Raw genomic sequence first — 23,314 nt, forward strand, 5'->3', positions numbered from 1 at the left:
AGATTATCGTAATGAATGCCAACTTAAGTGCAAAGTTTATGAGTAATAATCAAATTGTGCTTCAGGTTTGCTTCTGCCATTCTATATATATTATCGGTCTACAAAATAGTGAGGTAAGGCCTAGATGAACGAACCGAGTGTTGCGCTGACCGACTATGTCCTTGCTATGATTTCTCTAGGCTTTGCCTGGAATATATATATAAGCGTGGGTAAGAAAAATATGCTTATCTTACTCTTTTGTTTATTCTATCTATCGGGCGCCGTTGCTTCATTTCTCGGCGGCACCGTGCATGGATTTTTTGTTGATAAATCGACATTAGGTTATCACTTATTATGGGTAGGTACTCTTCTTGCAATTGGCATCACTGCGGTGAGTTGTTGGTTATTAGGCGGATTTTTTCTTCATGGTCCTAAGCAACTCTCGAAGTGGCTTATTTTTTCGAGTGGCTTGTTTTTGATTTATGCAGGTGCTGTTATTTTTTATACCCAAAATTTTTCCCTTGCTGTTTTAAACTATCTTCCAGCTATTCTATTCTTTCTCATCGTGATGATTTATAAATTAATACAAACCACCATAACTTCTTTTCGTTGGATAATGATTGGAATTTTAATTAGCTTTCTTGCTGCAGCAGTTCAGCAGACTGGATTTAATATTCACCCTACGTTTTTGAATCATAATTCCCTCTATCATTTGTTACAGGCTTTAGGTTTTTGGTTTATTTTCATAGGGGCAAGAGGATTGGTAACTTTGGATCGTAGTTCGCTTGGCTTTCGCTCATATCCTACCGCTTTATAATTTGGTTTATTAATAAAATTAAATCCTAGCTGTAAACCGAATCTGTGTTCCTTCTATTAAACTTCCTACCTTTATGAGTCTTCGCTATTATAAAAATCCAATGTAATTATGTACTTAACATAAAGTTGCATGAAAAATAATCGACTATACTTAATTTATCTTATCCAAACATGAGCATATCTTTTCTATGCCAGATGATAAACAAATCCTTACAGCAAAGCTTTGCCTCGCTATCTTGGATCAAGACGATAAAGCAATAATCTCTTTACTAGCTAATCCTATCATTGATGTCACGTTAAGAACGAAGGCTGGATTCTCACCCGCTTATTTTGCAGTTAAACAAGGGAACTTTACTTTATTAAAAATGTTAGAAGATAGGGGCATTAATCTTTATGAAACCTATGATGGCATAACCCTTCTTGACCTTGCGTTTAGACAGAGAAAATATACCCAAAATCCATCCTATGTAAAAATCATCACCTTATTGAAGCAACAAGATGTTGATTACAACTTGAATTTGGATCCCTTACCTGTCGCAAAAAATAAAAATCATACGCAAGATTGGATAGAAGATTCTTTAAACGCATTGGGTTATGAAATCAAATCACAAGGGTGGTGTCACGGGGTGGGGATGCTAGCCGCCCATGCTCTCTTGAATGAAAAAAGAGACGCGGATGGAAATCTCGCAGAATTAAATAATTTTAACAATCGCCTCGTTAGAATGAAAAATCATACGCCTACTACTTTAGTTAAATCAATTGATCAAGCGCAAGATAAAAAAGTATTACTTATACAGCTAGCTAAAGAAAAGTTAAAGGGTTTAAGCGAAGCTAGGATCAATGAAGATTTAATACGACTTAATCAACAATCAAAAATTAACTTACCACTTAATAAAAAACAACAATTATGGTTAGAAAATAACGTAAATATTCAATTGACCCGAGATGAAGTAGAAAATTTAGAAATTAAGCCCTTTCTAGATAGTGTTGAAATGTACCAAAACGTTCATCAACATAAATCTTTACACGAAAAAAATACGCCTCTTCCAAGAGATAAGCTAACTAAACCCATGTCGATCGTCACACCTGAATCTTTAGCTAAAGCAGGGGGCATCGTCATCGCTGACCAATTTACCGGTGTTTACAATAAAGATGAATTACTAGTATTGCTGGATACATTGCAGAACATCGTTGAAAAAAATAAATATCCATCTCCATTATCAATTAGTCTAGATGCTAATGTGCATGCTATTAGCATCGGCTTTGATCCTGTTAAAAAAAATTGGATGTTAGTAGATGCAAATGATCCCCCAATTAAATTTTATCAAGATACACAGACATTAAGGGATGGAATTAGAACCGCGCTTTTTGCAACCAACATGACTGATCAATTAATATTAACCGGAAGAATCAATGCAACCGCAACACAATCCAAATTGCTTACCGATAAAGTCATTCAACCGTTACGTAAAACTCCGCAATGGAAAAGCATTAATAGAATAACTCAACCCAAGCTTGATGCTAGAACTGAGAAAGGACAGAGTCTTGTAGATCGTGTAACCATTAATGGTGATTTAAAAACTTTAAAAGCGATCAATCGTTTTACCTCGCCCATGTCACAATTTTGGAAAGAAAATTGGAAAATCATGGCTTTCGGGGCCGCTGCAATTATCATAGGCCTGACAGTTATTGCTGGATCAATCTTGACTGCAGGCATGATGCCAATCGCCTTAGTTGCCATCACGGGAGCTGTAGGAGCCATTACCGCATTATCAGCCTCTAGTTTTTCAGGTACTATATTACATGACAAAATTTCAACAAATAAGTATGGTTCGGATAAGGATATTGTTTCAAAAGCAAAGACAATAAATAAAGAACGAGCGGTTCCTCTAGAAAAAAGCTTAAAAAATGCCAGAAAATTGGCAAAAATCGATAGGACTTTATCAACATCAACACTCTTTTTAAGTAAGGAAATGGCTGATAATGTTAAAAAGCTTGAGAACGTTGATCAAGAATTGCAACGACGCGGTATGTCTTTGTTAGTAGCTAATTTCACAGCCTTAAATAGCGATGAACAAAATAACTTTAGGGTGCAATTTTCTCAATTATCGATTGAAGATCAAAAAGAAATTATGTTGCAACATCAAACTTTTGACGATAGAGCGATGTTTATTGACGTTCTTAACGTGAGCTATCAACTTTATGCTCGCTCTAATCCAAAGTTGGCACAAGAAATTTCCCTGGTACAGAACCGAATAACAGAATGGCAATATTTAAGTAATCCTAACCCTGCCATGGTGGAACGAAGTTATTCAACTTTAAGCGATAAAGAAAGAATTATTTTTAACAATGCTTTAAGTCATCTCAACACGGATCAATTTCAGCAACTTATATTACAGCATCAATCATTAAATGATATTGCATTATTAAAATCATCCCTCGTCCATGAAGGGCACAGTGATTTAAGAACTCCTAACGCAATCAATTCATTTTGGGATCAATATGATGCTTTAAAGTCCTTGGAGACTGTCCTCAAGCCTTATAGCCAATTGGACTCACTCCACCGCGAAAAATTTAGAGCGGATTATCTTCCATTATCAGATGAAATAAAGAGTCTGATTTTGCAACGTTTTCAAAATGAACCCGATATGAAAAGGCTCCTGCAAAGTCTTGAGGGGTTAGAAACAGTTGAAAATAGAGGGCAAAACATTGCGCTAATCGATAAGCAATTGCAAATATTAAATCGCACGGAAGCGAAGGAAAGCGACCATGTTGAACTAAGTCCAAGACCCTAATGCAAATTGACTCGTAATTAATTCTGAATTAATAAAGCTTTTTTTAATTGAAACCAAAAGCAAGGAGAACAGTCAGTGCTACGGCGTTGACGCGAGCTTTACAATTTTGAGTTAGGGCAAGTAGGGTCATTGGGTACAGAAGATCTTTCTATTTTGTAATGGGGAATCTTGTGAGTAGTATGATGCAAGAAACTCGACCCAGGTTGATATTAGTATCCTTGATCAACTGACTCGAACTACCTATGTTGGTTATGAGAATTGTTGCGCTTTTGGCTAACAAAATCTTTAGTAATAATAAATTCTGGTTAATAATAGCTGATGTTACGGGTAATTCCGTGACTAACGATTTGAAAGAATTGGTCAACTATAATGCATATTAAATTGATCCAATTTCATTTACATCTTTTACCATCATTATTTTTAAGTAAGGACTTGATCAGAATGCAAGCAAGACAATACACAATTGAAGAGCTATATAATGAAGTAAAAAAACTCGGTGAATTGCTCGCAACTACTTACCGGTTTGATAAATCAGAACGCCAACAGGATTTTGAACTCTTGCATGGAAAGCGTCTTAATCAAGCCACATTGAATTTTTATTCTGAAAACGATCAACCTAAAAATTTAGATAAAATCGACGAGTGTTTTGCACAATCAAAAGCTCGTAAAATCACTGAAGCAATTATGAATATCGCTTATCATGCTTATTTTTCCATCGATGAACATCGCGCCCAAATGTTATTAACAATGGCTCTCAACAGTCCATTGGCCGATAAAAAGTTTGATCATATTCCTCATGGTCATAAGCATAATGGTTTTTATCATAAAAATTATTTACATTCTGCGACTTGTGGCGATAAATTTTATGCATTAAAGTTTAATTTTGATGCATTTAAAAAATATGAACAAGATGGAGACGCTTTACAAGAACATCAACAATTTATGCGTCAGTTTCGATAAATATCTCTATTATTGATTTTTAAGGAATAAGTTAACTAATAATTTAGTTAACTTATTCTATGAATTTCTTATCAATTAATAAAAATTTTTTTAATAATAGATTAGGATGATTAAATACCGCAGCATAGAAAGCTTTAAATTATTTTGTTGAGGGGACAAATCAGCAACCGTTTATTGAAGTTATAAAAAAATTCCGTTTTAGAAAACTTGCGAGACAATCCTTTTTTTAAACATATGTTTTCCTGGTCACTGTCATATTGTTTGCCAACATCATTATCTAAAGCAGGTGGCGCAGGACTTGGTGGATGTGGATTAGTTAAAATAAGTTGAATGAATTTTTGAATAAAAAAAATTTAAAAATCCATAAAAACATGATTACAATCATCCAATAACTACATATTATGAAATCAATTTTACAAATTAATGAGAATGAGTATGCGTGATATTATTGGCTATAGTACATTCCCGCCAACAACAAGATGGCCACAAGACAGCAAAATAGCTATCAATTTTGTTGTAAATTATGAAGAAGGTTCAGAAGCTAATGTTTTAGACGGTGATGAGGCCTCTGAAACCTATCTTGCTGAAATTGCAGGATTAACTTCATCGATCGGAACAAGAAATTTTTTTACGGAATCAATTTTTGAATATGGTAGTCGTGCTGGTATCTGGCGTTTACTCAATATATTTACTGATTTCGATCTACCCATCAGCATTTTTGCTACCGGTTTAGCATTAGAGCGAAATCCAGATTTGGCTAACGTTCTTGCACAGAAAAAACATGAAATCGTTGGTCACGGTTATCGATGGGTTAATTACGCCAATGTAAGCAAGGAAGCTGAACGTCAAGATATTCTTCGAACCCTTAACAGTATTGAGGCTTGTACAGGTAAACGACCTATTGGTTGGTATACTGGAAGATGTAGCAAAAACACGCGTTCCCTTGTGGTTGAAGCTGGTCTTCTATATGACTCTGATAATTACTCAGATGATTTACCTTTCTGGACACTTGTAGAGGAAAAGCCACATTTAGTCGTTCCTTATACATTTGATAATAATGATGCTAAATTTTCTATGAATCCGGGATGGATGTCAGGGGATGATTTTTTCCATTATCTATGTGCAGGATTTGATTGCTTGTATCGTGAGGGAGAACGTTATCCCAAAATGATGACTATCGCGATGCATGGTCGTCTATGTGGTCGACCTGGACGTGCGGAATCAATTAGACGTTTTATTGAATACATACAAAAGTATCAAAACGTTTGGATTTGTACCCGAGGTGAGATTGCAGAATATTGGCTGAAAAACCATCCGTATAAGAAGAAGACTTAATTCAAACTACAGGGGGAAAGTTATGCGTAAAAATTGGCAATGATTAAATCAATAGGTTAAATATTAAAAACTTGCACTTCGACTCAGTTTCTCAAATAGATTTGAAATTATCAAATTGTGAATGAACTTTCAGTTTATTCAGCTTGAGCGATTTTGCTATGCAAAATTGTGAAAAAGTTTTTCGCAAGACTAACACTCTAATTTATTTGTTCTTGAATACCGTTTAAATTGTAATTCATGAACTCGCTCTGCTGATCACCTTTGCTGCTTATAATGAGTGATCAATTAAGATGCCTCATTAATAATTTAATGTGACCCTTTATCAGATTTGTTATTGAGAAGAGGTATTGGCAGGACGAATCCCAAGTTCTACTGAACCTCCTTTAGATGTTAAAAATAACCTTATTTCATATAACTAAGAATTTAGTTGATAAAAACTAAAATTTTAGTTATAAAGATGTCTCGAGATTAATTTTAAAGGTGCCGCCCATGCATGAAAAATATTATTTAACACCTGTTGAACTTGAGATTATGGAAATCTTGTGGAAGTTAGGCGAGGGGACGGTGCATGATGTTATTGCCAATTTACCTGGAGATCGCGACCTTGCTTATACATCAGTATCAACTATGCTCCGCATTTTGCAGCAGAAAAAGGTCCTTGGTATAAAGAAAGTTAGTCGTCAACATATCTACCAACCTCTGCTAGGCCAAGAGACATATGCGACGCATTCAATCAAAAAGATTGTGCAACATGCTTTTTCTGGAAATTCAGCGCAACTTGTAGCTCATCTTGTTGATAAAAATCGATTATCAATTGATGAAATTAATACTTTGCAGCAATTACTAGATTCCAAAAAAAAGGCGTTATCAAAGTGAGTAGTCTAATTAGTTTACATACTTATTTAATGATAAATGTCGCAATAGGTCTTAGTTATTTGACTATCCGACTCATTTTAAAGTCGTCATTTATCAGTACAGCGCTTACCCAATTGCAGCAATTACGACTTGCCCGAAAAGCGCTCATTATAACTCTTGTAATTTTTTTTCTTACACCTTTCATCCTTGCCAGATTGCCGGTTTTCGAAACAACTCATTTTCAGTTCGCACCCATTTTAAAGCATGCCTCGGTGAAATTTTTGGAGAAACATTCTGTACTTAGTTCTCAGATCGAAGTGATCCAATCACCGTCCATCCTACCGTCTATCAATATTCTATTGATTATATTTTTTTTAATTGGGTTTTCCATTTCTCTCACTCAATACCTTGCCAATATCCTGAATTTAAAAAAAATATCAAAAAGAGCGCATCACCATCGTCAGATTAACAATATTTCTATTTTATTTTCTGAAACTGCTGCCATTCCTTTTTGTTGGTCATTTCTAAACTCGCATTTTGTCATCCTTCCGCACTCGTTTCTTCAAAAAAGTGACGACCTAAAGTTTGCAATCCGGCATGAATTGCAGCATTTACGCCAAAAGGATACCTATTGGTTGCATTTACTTGCAGTCATGAATTTTTTCTGCTTTTGGAACCCGTTGTTTAAATCATGGTGTAAATGGTTTAAGGAAAGACAGGAATTTGCTTGTGATGAATCGCTTATATTACATAAAAACACTTCATGCACCGACTATGCACAATGTCTAATTAATACAGCTTCAACAATGGCGGAGTTAGCATTACCTCGCGGTGTTTTGGGAATAATAGGATCGTCCAAAAAAGAGTATTTACTATTAAATAGGAGAGTTACCATGTTGTTTGATTATAAAAAATTACAAAATAAAAAAGTCGCGTTAATTTGTGCGTACGTGACATGCTTTTTTTTCACAGGCACCTTAGCTTATGCTCTAACTAGCCATGGTGCAAAGCAACCCCTTACTACTTTGGAACTTACGAAAATAGTAAAAAATTCAAATCTTAACACGGTGATAACACCTGAAGTACTTAGCGAAATAAATAATATAAGAGGTAACGAACAAGCCCGAGATTATATAATTTCATCTTTAGAGCGCATGAAAAAATATAAGCTTTATATCGAAACGCAATTAAAGAATAATGACATTCCCAATAATTTGCTAGCTCTGCCGTTGATTGAGTCAGGTTACAACGTTCAAGCTAAAAGCCCAATGAATGCCGCTGGGATTTGGCAGTTCATACCTAGTACCGCTAAACATTTTCATTTAAAAGTAAATGCTAAACAAGATGATCGATTGAATACACAATTATCTACGCAAGCGGCAATTAATTACTTAAAATTATTATATGCTCAATTTAATGATTGGCGATTAGCTGTTATTGCTTATGAAATCGGTGAGGATGATACAGAAGAACTCATTAAAGATACGGGATCTCGTGATCCATGGGCCTTAGTTCGATCACCCGCTGCGCCGAAAGAATTAAAGAAATTTCTTGCGATGTTTGATGCGGCCGTCATTATATTAAACAATCCAGATTTAATTACAATTCGTGGATAATTTTTTAAGTTTTATCGTTTAAACTAATTAGTCCATACGCACTAAGTCCATTTAAATTGTAATTAAATGGACTTGTGTTTTGCGGAACGAGTTATAACTTATCGTGCAAAAATTTACTTAAATAATAAACAGGCAGACGCTCTCAGCACATGATCATGCAGAACTAGATTAACACCAATTAATATTTCTCAAACTTAACCATCTTTACTAGCGGTGGTTCAGGTTGAGACTTACTTCAGAAGCAGGCGTAGCTACCTTAGGAATAGTATTCGGCGGAAAGAGTCCCGTTTTACTCACCTTACTTACTGATTCTAATCTTTTGGGTAAACTAATTTCATTTGTTGCCTCTATTTGCAAAGTAGGTTGGGTCAACAAGAAGTCAATTCGTCTCTCGCTGCTTTTACTAATAGAAAAATCCATGGTCAATGCTTTGCGAGGTTCTTTATTTAAGAAACGCGCAACTTCATCACACTCTGCAACAAAAATTTCATTCTTATTATCATTTCCAATCAAGCTTCGCGTTTTTTCAAAAACTTTTGCCATTAAAGAAAGACCGACCTGTAGTGATGATCCAATCAATCAATCTCGGTATGATGGGTTCTATTCAAAGTACGGTACTTACGGCATATTTGAGTTAGAAGGAGGTGGTGTATGCCGGGATCATTATTTAGGACAGATTGAAAAATTATTTTCGAAGTTTGAAATCAAATGGTTTTCCGACCAAAATATCTCAACTATTTGCGGGGGGCACACGCACCCTTTTCAAATGATTGCAAACCTCACCCGCTGAAACTTTAAAGGCGTTTTAGCTCCATGAGATAGGCTGGTCCATCTGGGGTCAGGATTTTTTTAACAAATTGAAAGCCAGCTTTTTCATAACAGCGAATAGCGCGAACATTGTTTGGATTAACATCAAGGATGATTTTTTTTATATGAGCATTACTAAACATTTTCTGCGCAAAAGCTGCTATCATTTGTTGTCCATAGCCTTGGTTAATTAACTCGTTCACACCAATAAATTGGTCTATCCCAATGGTGCCTTCTTTCTCGTCCGGCCACCAGCCGCCACCTACCTTGTTGGCAAGATAATATTGAATAAAGCCAATTGGTTGATTATTCAAATACACGATAAAAGGGACAATGATCTTGTCGCCAATTCTTTTCCGATATTTTTCCTTTATCGCCTCATGGGTTAGCGCATCGTTCCACCATGCTTTCACGTGCGGATTATCAAGCCATCTACAAAGTAAATCTAAATCCGACTCTTGTAATGATTTAAAGTTGAAACTATGAATGGGTTGTTCCATATCATGATCAGCCTTCGACATTATTCAATAGGATGATAAGACAAAACGACAAGTTAATCCTACCTAATTTTAGTTGCAGGTGACGAACTCAGAATGCACGCAAATCCTTGAAAATACAGTCGATAACACCTTTTCAAGTAGTAATTTCAAAATAATCAAGGACCTAAGTGATTAGTTCGAATAATCATGATTGAAATAAATCTAATATTGTGTGTAACCATCTCCATTCCCCGATTGATTAAGGTTTACACTTGTTAATTTGCCAGTAAAATATAGTCAATTAAAATAACAATAAAACGACAAATAACAATGATCGATTTCGAAGTCACTTGTATATCTGAACTTGGCAAAAAATCTGAATATGACGCCGTTTATAATCCGGATAGGCTTTTACCGCTGCCAAGAAAAAATAAACGCAATGAAATTGGTGTGCCCAATCCATTGCCATTCTCGGGTTTTGATTTATGGAATCATTATGAAGTGTCATGGCTTAATGAAAAAGGCAAACCCATTGTTGCATTAGCCCAAATTATTTATGGTTGTAATACACCTAATATCATTGAATCAAAGTCGATGAAGCTTTATTTTAATTCCTTCAACTATTCAAAGTTTAAAGATGTAGAGGCGATAAAGACAACCATTGAAAATGATATTTCAAAGCGTGTTGGTGGGGCTGTCAATGTGGGTATTTTTCCACTCCCCTTAGCGGGAAATGAAATACTCTATTCAGGGTTTGAAGGCATTTGCATTGATGATTTAGATATCGAGGTTTCATCTTACACGGTGAACACTCATTCTCTAACGGTCGAAACAGTGCTTGTAGAAGAGTCTCTCTATTCTAATTTATTAAAATCAAATTGCTTGGTAACCAATCAACCTGACTGGGGTAGTGTATTAATCACTTATAAAGGACGAAAAATTAATCGTGAAGGGTTATTACGTTATTTAATTTCATTTAGAAACCACAATGAATTTCACGAACAATGCATCGAACGCATCTTTATGGATATCTTACGTCTTTGTCAGCCTAAGGAATTAACGGTTTATTGTCGTTATACAAGAAGAGGGGGCCTAGATATTAACCCTTACCGTAGCACAAAACACGTGGATTTTAAAAAGATGAAAAATGATAGGCTATCTCGACAATAAAAGATTAGATTAAATGAAGCGCAAAAAATAAACCTACTGATACATCAAATTTAATATAACTTTATATACTTTTATAATCATACAAAAAGGGAAAAGCATGTCTAGGAATAAAGAATTCAAACTAACAAATGAAAAACTTGATCATTGTACGGATGAGCAAATGTTGCAAGCCATGAGAGCAGGAGATCCTAAAGAAATAGATAAATTAAATTACGCCTGGGATTATTTTAATCAAATCATGAAAATATCTCCGAATAATACAGATGCACGCTTTTTACATGAGGCTATCTACGATAGTCCAGCTATTGTGGAATATCTGCTGGCAAAGGGAGCAAACCCAAATAGTAAGGATTATGATAATGCTACACCATTACATTATGTACTTAAAAAAGACGACCGTAATGAGGAAGAGATATTAAGGCGTCTACAAATTGTAGAACTTTTATTAAAAAATGGTGCAAATATTAATGCTCAAACTAAAGAATATGGAGATACCCCATTACATATTGCAGTACAGAATAGCTATTGTACGGAAAAATTTATTAAACTATTACTGCTATATGGTGCTAATCCTCATACTAAAAATAAAGCTGGTCGAACTTCATTAGACAATTGTCTATATTTTCGCAAAGATATTTTAGAAGAGCATGAATTGCAAATACGAAAAGCCCCATTACAAATCAATGCTCTAGAAATTAAATGTCATGATTTAGAACGTTCTAATGCAGAGCTACAGGAGGAACAAAAAAAATTACTTTCACAAGTCAATATCATGCAAAATCAATTTCAGGATTTTAAAACTAAATTAAATTTTCAATCAACAATTGAAAATACTGAACAAAAGACAAGCTCTATCAAGAGATTTGGGACAGTGTATTAAGTAAGGAAGCAATTGAATGAATTATTCGTTCGGCATAGTGGTTGGCTTTGCAGAACTCAATCAATGAATAAATAGCAGTGTATTTTGGTGTAGATTTTCCATTCGGTAAATGAGCTCGGTGGCTTAAATAATAAAAACGTTGCCGCATTACTCCCATAAATGAAATCTTTCAGGTCAGCATTATCTCCTGATTCCACATGATGGGTGCCTACACCAGCTTAACTGCTGATGCTTAGATTATTTAAGCCCTGCTAAAACTATGATCTTAAGATTTTTTTAATTAAAAACAATGAAATACATCAGCCCGTTTTTTATTATAATAGTAAGAGGGTTAGCGTGAAAATGAGGTGAATGTATGAATGGTGATAGAGGTAAGGAGGATAAAAATAAAGCGGCTAAAGTATCTAGCACGGTAAAAATACAGGATGGTTTATCTATTCAAACATCCGATGTCGAAGTTAATTTAATTAACCAGTCTGACCATTCAAAACATTCAAACGTTATTACAAATCAACATTCAAACGCTGAGCATGCAAAACACAATTCATTAATACTTCTGGATTCAATTGAAATTCCTGTTAAGCTCCAAAACAACGGTATGATCAAAATCAATGTTTATCCGATAGAAGATAACGCTGAAAAATCTATTCCAAGTCACGTCTCTATAGAAATTATTTACTTCCCAGAAAAAAATTTAGTTGAAGAGGGACCGCTTTATCTTAGCTATAGAGATGACAAAGGTTTTGGCAATATCATAGAAATGAAACCATTGGAGAAGGGGAATTGGGTCGCAACTAGACAAATGCTTCCAAATGAGAGTAGCGAACTTGGAATACATAGAGTAGACCCGAGAAACTTAAGTGCCCCGCCAGACTTTACTGGCCCCGACCATTTTAAAACACAAATTCCGCTCATTGAGGGCGAGATCGTTGCTGAAGTCTTCGCTAACCCAACACTTTCAAAAAAAGAAAAAACTGGCTCCTTACAACGACGAATATACAGAAGAGATAATGTGTTAAGTGATCCACTCGGTGAAGATGAAAATCCGAAACTTTCTGAAGGCGAAGAAATAGTACATATCTATCTTCCTCATGAATATGATAAGAGTACAACTGCGAGACATCAATATCCAGTAATTGTTATGTTAGATGGTGATATGCATATAGGAACTGATGCATATGGCAATAGCCTGGCCACTCCGAATATATTGGATAACTTAATCGCAAAGGGAAAAATGGAGCCATCCCTCGTCATATTCTCTGCACCTACACCACCAACTGATCAAGGTACACCGAGACTTAGAGAGTATGGTTGTAATGCAGAAACTGCATTACGCTTAGCTAAATTGCCGCATGCGGTAGGACAGGCAGGATTATCTGTTATGGACAAAGGAGCCGGTATCAGTGGTGCCAGCATGGGTGGAATTCAAGCAATCTACACAGCGCGCATGTATCCCGAAGTATTTGACAAAGTTATCGCTCAATCCCCTGCATTGTGGTGGGAGCCTCCAGTCACATTATCAGGCGACAAATACCATGTTAAATATGATCATGCTGACACGTGGCGAAAAGATCCAAATGAAAAGTTTCATATTGATTTTAATTCATTGTCAAATGAACAAAAAATGAAAATGGAAGCAGAAAGTTATGAAGGTTTTATCTACGACATGTTTGCCACGCAAAAAGATTATCGCACTGGAGAAAGTGTTCCAAAGGGTAATATCGAAATTTTACTCCAAGTAGGCCGCAATGAAACCGGCACGATTCATCCAATCGTAGGCAAAGAACCATTAACCCAAGCAACAAAAACACTAGCAAAAGATTTCAACATCCCGTTGAAAATTCTTGATGGTCCGCATAGCCCTAATATTTGGGCGAGTGGTCTTTGCATAGCCTTGCCCCAAATTTATCCCTGTGTTGGAATGAGGCAGAGATTTAGTTATTAAATATCTTTTGATCCTTATTTAAATTAAATTTTGTGCACGTGGAAGATACTTTGTTAATAAAATAAATATTATAAATTTTAAACAGATAATATAAATCATTGTTGTATGAGTAAACGTTAGTAGCTTAACTGAAAAATATTTTGATCGTTTAAGCGGAATTAAGCGATATTGGTTGAATACCGCTTCTTTTTCACAATTTCTAGACTAAGCCGCCTGAATAAAAAAATAAATAATTCTGTCGTTATAGTTTATATATATACACATTTTGGACTAAGGTGCAGAATGAATTATTCTAGCAGCAATAGATTGATAAAGTTCGCCACGTATGGTTCTGTGTAAATCTATAATACGTTGTAAGAAGATGGCAGATGGTTGTGTATTGCAACCGATAATAATATCTGTAATCACTTCCTCGGGTGTATTAGTATAAACTGCTATTCCCATTAAGTTATAATGCGTAGAAGCAAGAATGTCATTAATGATTAAGCAAATATGAAAATGACTCAACATAGATTCCTCTTTTTCTGGGATTGTTTTCATTACGTAAAGATATTCTTTATATTCATTTTTAAAAAATAAGTTAATCTCTTTACAGATATTGATAAAAATTTCAGCTTCCAATATAAAAATTTCAATGCGATTAAATTTTCTGTAAGTATCTTTAAAGAGGGTATAGAAAGGTTGAGTTGCAGACATTTAGACTCCTTTAAATGTAGTGAATTTGAATTGTAAGCTCTACAAAATAATTATTTTATGAGAGTGGAAGAAAAAATAGGTATTGAAGATTTCATATGGTAACGAATATATAGTGAAGTATTAAAAGAAGTGTTTTTAATATAAAAAATTATTATTTGCTGACGAAGCTTTTTTTGCATGCCCATTGCAGAACTCTCCTCAAATCATTCCTTAGTAATTTTGGGAAATATGTCATTATATTGATTTTTTGTCAATAAAATGTCGAAAGAAAGATTGATAAAAAGTTAATGTGTATATTTTATCCCTTATGATAAGTAAATATAACTAATTGACTACATATCGACAATTTATAGACATGAAAGTGATAACGAGCTAAGATTCCATGAATTTTTAAGGACAGCCTATGTTCGAAAAGTTAAGTGACAACTTAAACATCTTAATGGCTAAAGCTAGGGTTAACGCTAGCGAATTAGCACGTAGAACAGGTCTGCCGGCGAGTACTATCAAAAAAATACGAAACAGTGATAATCCAAATCCAACCCTTAGTACGCTTCTACCTTTAGCTGCTTTTTTTTCAATCACGGTTAGTCAATTGATTGGAGATAATGACTTGAATATTTCATATAAAAGTAGAAGTGACTCATTATTGCCAAAAAGAGAATTACCTAAGTTAACATGGCAACAAATAATTAATTGGAAAAGCGATCTTCTTTTTAATGCACCTTTAATTCCAATTTACCATCATTATAGTGATCAAGCTTATGCTCTTTGTATAGAAGACGTTAGTTGGAGCGGATTTGCTAAAGATTCTATATTAATTGTCGACCCAACTATTGCTATTTCACATAAAGATTATGTAATTGTTTATAAGTGCGGACAAGAAGAGGCTACATTAAGACAAATATTTTATGAAGATGATCATATTTATTTGAAGCATATGAATGAAGGATACCGAATTATTCCAGCTTCCGCCCAACATACATTTTTGGGTGTGGTAATGGAAGTGAGAAAACAATTTAAAATAATAAATAATAAATAACAAAATTATAAATTTGTTATATTAATTAAGAGTGCAGTCGATGTTAACTATGCCAGTTTTTTTCTTTCCCTCAACTATTATAACAATTGATGATGACCTATTGTTTTTAAAATCATTAAATCTATTGCTTCCGCAATTTACTCTTCAACAATTTTGCAAACCTAAAGAAGTGCTAAATTTTTTTAATAATTATCATTCTCCCTTGACTCGGATTAATTTTTTGAAAAGTTACACAGATTATGATTTTTATTCCACATCTAAACACATGTTAGTAGACTTTGATCTGCCCTGTTTGTATGAATTGAGCAAACATCGAGAAATTGAAAATGAGATTAGCGTTATAATTGTTGACTATCATATGCAGGAAATGAATGGAATTCAATTGTGTCAAACTTTACGACATCTACCAATTAAAAAAATCTTATTAACTGGCCAAGCTGATCATAGCCAAGCTATTACAGCTTTTAATGATAATGTTATAGATTGTTTTATTCAAAAAGATAGTCCTAACTTAGCCCAAGAGATTCAATTTTATACACGTAAAATGGCTGAGAAATTTTATTATGATTTTACCCAACCTATGTTATCTCATATTTCAGTTGATACTGAATCTCCTCTTACTGATCCTGTTTTTATAAAATTTTTTAATGCATTAATAGTTCAATATCAAATTAAAAGTTATTCCCTTATTGATAAAAGTGGAAGTTTAATTATTGTTAATGATCAAAACGAATACTTTTGTTTGATAGTACATACAAATCATTCACTTAATTTATTTATTGAGATTAATGATGATGTGCCGGAAGTTAAAGAATACTTGTTTCATGTAGATCAAAAAAGCCTTATACCATTCTTCGGAATTGGCGAAGAATGTTGGAAATTTGAGCCTAGAGAGTGGTTTAAGTTCTTCTTTAAGCCACAGCTGTTAGAAGGGCGTGAATGTTATTACTGGGCAATTTTAAAATTAGAAGGTAACTTATGAATCCACTGCCAAAATATGCTCTTATTACAGGTGCAAATCAAGGATTAGGAAAAGTAATGTGTGATGAATTCATTAACTGTGGAGTAAATGTTATAGCTACTTCAAGGACTTACTCTCGTGTAGATATTAATTTTAATAATGAAAGTCTCGTTAAACATCATTTAGATGTTACTGATGAAGAGTCTGTAATTCAATTATTTGAGTGGGTAAAAAAAAATAAAATTAAATTATCTATATTAATTAATAATTCTGGTATTGGTATTTTTAAGCCCATTACAAAGATTTCATTATCTGAATGGGAATTAGTAATTAGCACAAATTTAAATGGGGCTTTTCTTTGTTCTCGTGAGGCTTATAGTTTAATGAAAGATGATGGTGGAGGAAGAATAATAAATATTGGATCGGTGGCAAATAAAATACCTTTATCCAATAATGGTGCTTATGGCGCTTCCAAATGGGGATTAAGAGGACTATCGGGTGTCATAAATGAAGAAGGAAAATTTGATAAAATTAGATGTACACACGTTACGCTAGGTGCTGTGGCTACAGAAATATGGGATGAACGCCCTGAATTTTCTAAGTCAGAAATGTTAGATGCTAATATTGTCGCAAAGCATATCATTAACATTGCCTTGTTGCCTCTTGATATAAGGCTAGACTCCGTGGAAATTTACCCTGAAAAAGGTGTTCTATAAATTTTATGAGAAATAATATTCAACGTATAGGCCTTGTCACAGGAGCTGCAAGAGGTATTGGCTCTGCTATTGCTAGGAAAATAATAGCTCATGTAGATCGTCTTATTTTGATCGATCTAGATAGAAAACTTATGACAGAATTAAAAATAAGTTTAATGTCTTCTAAACCTATCATTATTAAACAATGTGATATTGGTTCAAGTAGACAAGTAAATAAAATGTTAGAAGCTGTAATCGAAAAGTTCGGAATTCCTAATATTTTAATAAATAATGCAGGAATTGGTGGACCCTTTCATCGTGTCGATCAAGTAACTGACAAAGAATGGATTAAAATTATCAATACAAATCTAAAAGGATTATTTAACTTATGTAGATTTTTGCTTCCCTTAATGAAGGAAATGCATTATGGAAGAATTGTTAATATTGCCTCGACTCAAGGCTATCTAGGCGCAGCGTTATCCTCGACCTACGTGGCTAGTAAACATGGTGTTGTTGGATATACCAGAGCTATTGCTGCTGAATGGGGAGCATATGGAATAACATGTAATGCAGTATGTCCAGGATACGTCGATACTTCAATGGGAGTGCAAAATAGTATTTCCGATCATGAGAAAAAAATTATTGCAAAAACTCCACTTGCCAGAATAGCCCTACCTGACGAAATAGCAGATTTAGTAATTCATCTGATTAAAGATGAGTCTGCTTTTATTAATGGCTCAATTATCCCTATTGATGGTGGATTAACCTGCCACGTTGGTATCTAAATGAATTTTTCTACCAAAATTTTCTCTGCAATATTTTTACTTTCTGTAATTGCATGTGCGGGAATTAGTCTAGAGGTATTTTCTTTTTTTAAAAATGAAATTGAAACAGAATTTTTTAGTAAATATAAATCATATGGAGAAACAATAGGAAGTATTTTCCATCAATTAGAAGTGGCGACTGATCTTATTAATAAAAATGCTGTACTGTTACTTTCAAAAATCGAAGAAACAAATGGAATCCCTAATGATGATGCATTAGGTGTATTGGCTAAAGAACTTGGTATAAGTGGATTTTACGTAATAGATAAGAAAGGAAAGTTTATTCGATCTTCAGACCTTTCCATTCATTTACAGAAAAACTCACTTTTCTCGTATAACAATGATTATCGTTTATTACTTGAAGGGAACAGCAAAATTGCTAAAACCCCAATAATTCCAAGCTATCCTTACGATATACCTGCCAAACTTACAATGATACCTAACTATAATAAAACGTTGATTTTAGAATCCAGCATTCATTTAGAATATATAAGCAAAATTCTACATCAAATGATAGCTAATGATAAAAATATTTTATCGTTAGGACTTTACACTCCCACCGGCTATGAATTAGGTTCTTTAACCTCTTCTGGACAATTTTCCCAAGGGAGACGAAATATCATTAAAAATTTATCACCTAGTTATTGCTCAGAAAATAAAATGATATTTAATCATAAAATTCCGACAATGGTGGAAGACTGTCCAGAGTGTATTCAGAAAGGCGTCTCTAAAGATGGAAAGTATTTTTACAATTTTATTATAGAAGTTTCTTTGACTAATCTTTTGTCTAAAGTTCAAGAAATTAAGTACACAATGCTTACAATATTCATTTTCACAATGCTGATGAACTTTATTGTAGCTAATTTTTTAGCTAGAAAGATGGTCGCGCGTTTAAATCGGATTAACACTATTGCTAATAATATCATTCAATCTAACAATTTAGAATTGCAGGTAAACATTTCAGGGGGAGATGAAATTTATAAGCTCGCGACCACTTTTAATTCTATGATTAAAAGTTTAAATCGAGCTCAGAAGGAATTAATCACTATTGAAAGGATCAAATCAAAAATTGATTTAGCTGCTCAAGTTGCGCATGATATTAGATCCCCCTTAGCAGTTATGGAGATTGCCTTAGCATCCTGTGCTCTAAATATTCCTAAAGAGGAAGGTATGCTTTTAAAGGAATCCATACATAATGTGCGGGATATTGCTAGAAAACTGTTAGATAAATATAAAAATCCCCATGCGTTAGCTATACCTCCTCGCCAATCAAATGAGATAAAGCATTTATTTTTACCTACTATAATTATATCTGTCGTTGAGCAGAAAAAGTTAGAGTGGTGGAGAAATCCTTGTAAAATTAAAGTTATTGTTAATCAGAAAAATAACCAAAGTTATATTAAAGCTTCAGAGATTGACATTAAAAGGATGTTGTCTAATTTGCTAAATAATGCATATGAAGCTTTAAATAACAAACGTAATATCAGTATCAAGTTATCCTCTTTTAATAAAGAGTTAAGACTTTATATCAGGGATTGCGGGGTGGTATTCCCGCAGACAAAATTGAAAAGGTGCTTCGGGGCGCTAGTTATAAAACACTAGGTAGTGGTATTGGTTTATCCCAGGCGAAACAATACATGGAGCAGTTAAATGGCAAGCTTAGTTTGGAAACAAAATTAAAGAAAGGAACTACTATTATCTTAACCTTTCCAGTAGTTTAAGTTGCATTCAAATTTATCATTTTATTCCTGGTATAAAAAACCATATATATTATGATCACCTTAGTCTACTGATAACAATAAATAGGAAAAATATGTCTTCACCTAGAATATTTAAAAAATTAAGTTCACATGATTCTGAGAACCCGAGTTATGAAACACCTTGGTAATTGGTATATAGAAGATAAAGAAGCAAACAAATTAGCCGATTTTTTGGGGTTGAATAAAATTTATAATCCCGAAGAAAATAATAATTGGAAGGAATATGTAGCACAATATCAACCTCGTAGCAATGTTGCACCACAGTTTATTATATCTCAGGAAGACATTGGGTATCTCAAGAATGTTGCTAGTGTAGATGATGATCTTTTTAAATTAGAAAATGAATTAAGGCAAAAATTGGAGAAATTGCAAGAACATCGCGCCGGCTTAAATGAAAGTGCTTTAAATCGCATTATCTTTAAAGACAATGAGCTAGAAGATGTATTATTTAAAAAATTGCATCAAATGGTTAGAAATAACATTAACTGTGTGATTAATAAACTTAGTAATAAGGTGGAAATTTCCTTAAAATTTGTTGCGCAAAATAAAGATAAGCTGCTTGAAAGATATAAAAATGAAATTATTCAAAGTTTAAAAATAGACGATAATGAAATCTATACCCATGTTGAATTGTCTCCAGATCAATATAATGATTGCATTGGCAAATGTTACGATGGTTTTTTTAGTTTAAGGTTGCAGTATCGAGATGCTTTAATTGATAAAGCTGTATGCACAGAAATGCATGAATCTGAAGAGGAAAAAACTTATCGTCCTTAAGCAAGATTTATGCCATTTGTAGCAATGCTGTACACCCTAAGCAGCTTGCCGCAAAGGCATTTTGATTACCCAATTTTTTTATGTTTTAATACCCTTAAATTTATTAACTGTTAGGAACATAACTGTGGGAAATTTAAATAATAACAATAGTGTTAGCGAGCTTTCGCAAGAACAAATCGATCAACAATGGAATGAGCAAATAAAAGCCATTGCGGATTTAAAAAAGAAGTTAAAGGATAGTGATTTAAACCCACCTTTAGCCGTTTATTTTGATGATTATAATCAAATCAAACAAACCCTCATCGATTTAAAAGTAATTTCTGCTGATGATATTGCACTGATGGAAAAAGATGTTAATTCAACCTATGGCTTGACCCATCTTTTTTATCCCCCTTTGCAACAAAGGTATAACATTGAAGTTAAATGCGAGCAGCAAAGGATACTGGAACAGTGTCAAATTAATCATGACAGTTATGTCAGTCGAGTAGGCAGTTATATTTGTATAGATTTGGTTCTGGCATCTTCCACTTTGATTTTTGGCATTAGCCCTATTTTTCTTGCCGCCAGCGTCATGGTTAGCGCACTTGACAGTTTATTAACTCAACTATGTTCGCTCGTTTTAGATCATCAGTTCAGATCAGCGCCAGAGAAAGTTAAAGAAAAAATTAATGAGCAAGTTGTTAATGATAGAAACAAAAACATTCATCAGAAATTCTTTGAATTAACCAAAGATAAAGTTAATGCCATGCGATTTTTTCATCCGGTGAGTACGACTCCGGGTCAATCTCAAGTCGAAGACCAAAATATTCAAGCCTCTACAGAAATACCACCACCGTCACTTTATCCATCCTTAAAATAAATAACTTTAAAAGGTGGCCATGTAATTTGGCCATCTATCCTTTAATCCAAGTAGAGTGCCTCTGGTTTGAAAGTTCATTTAAGACAAGATTTTACCCATCAAAAATACTGGTTGATTTGTTAGGGGGTTAGGGTTCTAAGTAATCTTCATTCTTTTTTATTCGCCTTTCATTTCAAGTTAGGAATCTTACTTAATGCTAAACATCACTCTTATTTATAATTTTCGGTGTATCAAATAAAGGTAAGTAGAGGAGGTGTCTCCTTCACTCGCATCATCGCAACAAGGTAATAATGCGAGTTAACAATTAACGAATTAGCTTAATGCACTGTCACTTAAAGCTTTCTCGTTCATTTCAATGAAGTTTAGTAAATCTTTATTAACGCGATCTTTGAGGGTCGCGGTTAAGCCGTGCGGCGCACCTTCATAAATTTTAAGTTGGGCATTCTTAATAAGTTTTGATGAAAGTAGGGCAGATGCTTCTATAGGAACAATCTGATCATCATCGCCGTGAATGATTAGTGTTGGTACGTTAAACTTTTTTAAATCTTCAGTGAGGTCAGTTTCAGAAAATGCTTTTATGCATTCGTAAGTTGCAGGCATGCTAGCAAGCATTGCTTGCAACCAAAAAAAGTCACGTAAACCTTGAGAGACTTTGGCGCCGGTTCTATTTGCACCATAGAAAGGTTCGCTAAGATCTTTCATAAATTGAGAACGATCAGCAAGCACATTTGCGCGTAATTTATCAAATACTTCGAGCGGCAAGCCTTTTGGGTTGGAAACCGTCTTCAACATAAGTGGCGCAATTGCACCGATTAAAACAGCGCCTCCTACACGTGTTGTTCCATGACGGCCAATGTAACGTGCCACTTCCCCACCACCTGTTGAATGACCGACATGGATCACATTTTTTAAATCAAGCTCTATCACGAGTTTGGCTAAATCATCGGCATAGGTATCTAAATTATTTCCCTCTCTTGTTTGACTTGAGCGGCCATGCCCACGGCGATCATGTGCAATACATCGATAGCCTTTGGATGACAAGAAAAGCATTTGATCTTCCCAAGCATCCGCGTTTAATGGCCACCCATGGCTAAAAACAATCGGTTGTCCTTTGCCCCAGTCTTTATAGTACAGCGTGATATTTTCGAAATTTTCTTTTCCAACCGTTACGTAACTCATCGCAAAATCCTTTTGTTAGTCACTACACAGGGAATTCATTTTCGATCATTCAATCGTCACTTGTCAAACAAGTAAGGTTTTATTCATCTTATAAATTAAAATACTACTTACCTTAAAACAAATTTGCGGTATTTGTTAGCATCATTATTGAATCTACAGCGTTGCACAATTAAGTGACTTAAGTAACTTATCCAAATTTAATTTTGTTGGTTGACTTGGATGGTGGAGCCGCTGCCAGTAACTAAATAGTGTTTTCTGTCCAAATTGCGAATCGATGTAATGTGTTTTTTCGTATTAATTTTTACAATCGCAATTTTTTTATTACAATGATTTGTTGCAAAAATATGAGCTTCACAGGCAAAAACTTTACAAAACATATTAAGAAGAGAATCGGGTACTTTAAGTGATTGATGCGGGTTAGCGATACCACCCTTGCCTAGCGATGATGAGCAAGGACTTGTTTTGAGACGATTTCGAATAAAAGCTGTGCCATAAGCATTGGTGTTGTTGGAAATAAGAATATCAGCAAGTACGGGTGTGGCTGAAATAAATAAAGCGATTGTGATTGCCCAAGGTGATGTCTTCATAATTCTCCTGAAAAAGACGGTAGTTATGTATGCATATCAAATTTAGATACAACGCAAAGCGTGTTTCACGCAGCAACTTTAAAAGGATTGCCTTAGTTTTTCAATTTCTAAGTGATTTTTATAATTTAAACTTATAAGTGAAAGCATTTTTTGAAAATTTCTTCTTTATGATGACTCAAAGACCCCTTGATAGCGCAGTATTTAAAAGCCTTTCCGCCTGAAGGGAAGTGAAAATCAGTTAAAAATGTCATGTTGAGACGCAGCCTGTGTCGTTATACTATGCTGCGTTGTCGAAAGAGC

Annotated in this window: 22 protein-coding genes; 17 read left to right on the top strand and 5 right to left on the bottom strand. The window is 34.3% G+C overall.

Annotated elements, in window-relative coordinates:
- The first annotated feature begins 124 nt into the window (after positions 1 to 124).
- The 6 genes from H0W64_05100 to H0W64_05125 all read left to right on the top strand — a co-directional run bounded on the left by H0W64_05100 (position 125) and on the right by H0W64_05125 (position 8,356).
- Entirely contained in the window at positions 125 to 796 is a 672-nt protein-coding gene (locus H0W64_05100) for a hypothetical protein (protein ID MBA3661078.1), read from the top strand.
- A gap of 187 nt (positions 797 to 983) precedes the next feature.
- The gene (locus H0W64_05105; protein ID MBA3661079.1) at positions 984 to 3,590 is read left to right on the top strand and encodes a hypothetical protein; all 2,607 of its coding nucleotides are present in this window, start codon (positions 984 to 986) and stop codon (positions 3,588 to 3,590) included.
- Positions 3,591 to 4,031: 441 nt separating this feature from the next.
- On the top strand, positions 4,032 to 4,550 hold the full coding sequence (locus H0W64_05110) for a hypothetical protein (GenBank protein MBA3661080.1): 519 nt from the start codon (positions 4,032 to 4,034) through the stop codon (positions 4,548 to 4,550).
- Between the two features lie 423 nt (positions 4,551 to 4,973).
- Entirely contained in the window at positions 4,974 to 5,885 is a 912-nt protein-coding gene (locus H0W64_05115) for an allantoinase PuuE (GenBank protein ID MBA3661081.1), read from the top strand.
- A 489-nt stretch (positions 5,886 to 6,374) separates the two neighbouring features.
- Positions 6,375 to 6,761 (top strand): BlaI/MecI/CopY family transcriptional regulator, encoded by a 387-nt coding sequence (locus H0W64_05120; protein MBA3661082.1) that lies wholly within the window; start codon positions 6,375 to 6,377, stop codon positions 6,759 to 6,761.
- Complete coding sequence (locus H0W64_05125) at positions 6,758 to 8,356, top strand: transglycosylase SLT domain-containing protein (GenBank protein MBA3661083.1); 1,599 nt, start codon at positions 6,758 to 6,760, stop codon at positions 8,354 to 8,356. Before H0W64_05120 ends, H0W64_05125 begins: the two co-directional genes overlap by 4 nt.
- A 207-nt stretch (positions 8,357 to 8,563) precedes the next feature.
- Here H0W64_05125 and H0W64_05130 read toward each other — a convergent pair whose 3' ends face one another.
- Positions 8,564 to 8,899, bottom strand: a complete 336-nt coding sequence (locus tag H0W64_05130) for a hypothetical protein (protein MBA3661084.1) — start codon at positions 8,897 to 8,899, stop codon at positions 8,564 to 8,566.
- 251 nt (positions 8,900 to 9,150) lie between these two features.
- Positions 9,151 to 9,663 (bottom strand): GNAT family N-acetyltransferase, encoded by a 513-nt coding sequence (locus H0W64_05135; protein MBA3661085.1) that lies wholly within the window; start codon positions 9,661 to 9,663, stop codon positions 9,151 to 9,153.
- Between the two features lie 309 nt (positions 9,664 to 9,972).
- Here H0W64_05135 and queF point away from each other — a divergent pair, with 309 nt between their 5' ends.
- From queF to H0W64_05150, 3 genes are all read left to right on the top strand, one after another.
- Positions 9,973 to 10,812 (top strand): NADPH-dependent 7-cyano-7-deazaguanine reductase QueF, encoded by an 840-nt coding sequence (queF, locus tag H0W64_05140; GenBank protein ID MBA3661086.1) that lies wholly within the window; start codon positions 9,973 to 9,975, stop codon positions 10,810 to 10,812.
- 97 nt (positions 10,813 to 10,909) lie between these two features.
- Entirely contained in the window at positions 10,910 to 11,692 is a 783-nt protein-coding gene (locus H0W64_05145; GenBank protein ID MBA3661087.1) for an ankyrin repeat domain-containing protein, read from the top strand.
- Positions 11,693 to 12,047: 355 nt separating this feature from the next.
- Positions 12,048 to 13,637, top strand: coding sequence for an esterase family protein (locus H0W64_05150; GenBank protein MBA3661088.1), 1,590 nt, complete (start codon positions 12,048 to 12,050; stop codon positions 13,635 to 13,637).
- Between the two features lie 270 nt (positions 13,638 to 13,907).
- On the opposite strand, the gene H0W64_05155 is transcribed toward H0W64_05150, so the two are convergent.
- Positions 13,908 to 14,333 carry a hypothetical protein gene (locus H0W64_05155; protein ID MBA3661089.1) on the bottom strand — a complete coding sequence of 142 codons (426 nt, stop codon included), beginning with the start codon at positions 14,331 to 14,333 and terminating at the stop codon, positions 13,908 to 13,910.
- 403 nt (positions 14,334 to 14,736) lie between these two features.
- Between H0W64_05155 and H0W64_05160 the strand changes: the two genes are divergently transcribed.
- The 8 genes from H0W64_05160 to H0W64_05195 all read left to right on the top strand — a co-directional run bounded on the left by H0W64_05160 (position 14,737) and on the right by H0W64_05195 (position 21,248).
- Positions 14,737 to 15,372: a helix-turn-helix domain-containing protein gene (locus tag H0W64_05160; protein ID MBA3661090.1), complete on the top strand. Its 636-nt coding sequence runs from the start codon at positions 14,737 to 14,739 to the stop codon at positions 15,370 to 15,372.
- A 40-nt stretch (positions 15,373 to 15,412) separates the two neighbouring features.
- On the top strand, positions 15,413 to 16,354 hold the full coding sequence (locus tag H0W64_05165; protein MBA3661091.1) for a hypothetical protein: 942 nt from the start codon (positions 15,413 to 15,415) through the stop codon (positions 16,352 to 16,354).
- On the top strand, positions 16,351 to 17,049 hold the full coding sequence (locus H0W64_05170; GenBank protein MBA3661092.1) for an SDR family oxidoreductase: 699 nt from the start codon (positions 16,351 to 16,353) through the stop codon (positions 17,047 to 17,049). The genes H0W64_05165 and H0W64_05170 overlap by 4 nt, the downstream gene beginning before the upstream one ends.
- 17 nt (positions 17,050 to 17,066) lie before the next feature.
- Positions 17,067 to 17,813: an SDR family oxidoreductase gene (locus H0W64_05175; GenBank protein ID MBA3661093.1), complete on the top strand. Its 747-nt coding sequence runs from the start codon at positions 17,067 to 17,069 to the stop codon at positions 17,811 to 17,813.
- Positions 17,814 to 19,454 carry a sensor histidine kinase gene (locus H0W64_05180; protein MBA3661094.1) on the top strand — a complete coding sequence of 547 codons (1,641 nt, stop codon included), beginning with the start codon at positions 17,814 to 17,816 and terminating at the stop codon, positions 19,452 to 19,454. It begins immediately after the preceding gene.
- Positions 19,424 to 19,573 carry an ATP-binding protein gene (locus H0W64_05185; protein MBA3661095.1) on the top strand — a complete coding sequence of 50 codons (150 nt, stop codon included), beginning with the start codon at positions 19,424 to 19,426 and terminating at the stop codon, positions 19,571 to 19,573. Before H0W64_05180 ends, H0W64_05185 begins: the two co-directional genes overlap by 31 nt.
- A gap of 150 nt (positions 19,574 to 19,723) precedes the next feature.
- Positions 19,724 to 20,389 carry a hypothetical protein gene (locus tag H0W64_05190; GenBank protein ID MBA3661096.1) on the top strand — a complete coding sequence of 222 codons (666 nt, stop codon included), beginning with the start codon at positions 19,724 to 19,726 and terminating at the stop codon, positions 20,387 to 20,389.
- Positions 20,390 to 20,513: 124 nt separating this feature from the next.
- Positions 20,514 to 21,248, top strand: coding sequence for a hypothetical protein (locus H0W64_05195; protein MBA3661097.1), 735 nt, complete (start codon positions 20,514 to 20,516; stop codon positions 21,246 to 21,248).
- A 312-nt stretch (positions 21,249 to 21,560) separates the two neighbouring features.
- Here the strand turns inward: H0W64_05195 and H0W64_05200 are convergent, their stop codons facing one another.
- Positions 21,561 to 22,427: an alpha/beta hydrolase gene (locus H0W64_05200; GenBank protein MBA3661098.1), complete on the bottom strand. Its 867-nt coding sequence runs from the start codon at positions 22,425 to 22,427 to the stop codon at positions 21,561 to 21,563.
- Between the two features lie 197 nt (positions 22,428 to 22,624).
- Positions 22,625 to 23,014, bottom strand: a complete 390-nt coding sequence (locus tag H0W64_05205) for a hypothetical protein (protein MBA3661099.1) — start codon at positions 23,012 to 23,014, stop codon at positions 22,625 to 22,627.
- Positions 23,015 to 23,314 lie beyond the last annotated feature (300 nt).

The sequence above is a fragment of the Gammaproteobacteria bacterium genome (assembly GCA_013816845.1).
Classification (GTDB): domain Bacteria; phylum Pseudomonadota; class Gammaproteobacteria; order DSM-16500; family DSM-16500; genus Aquicella.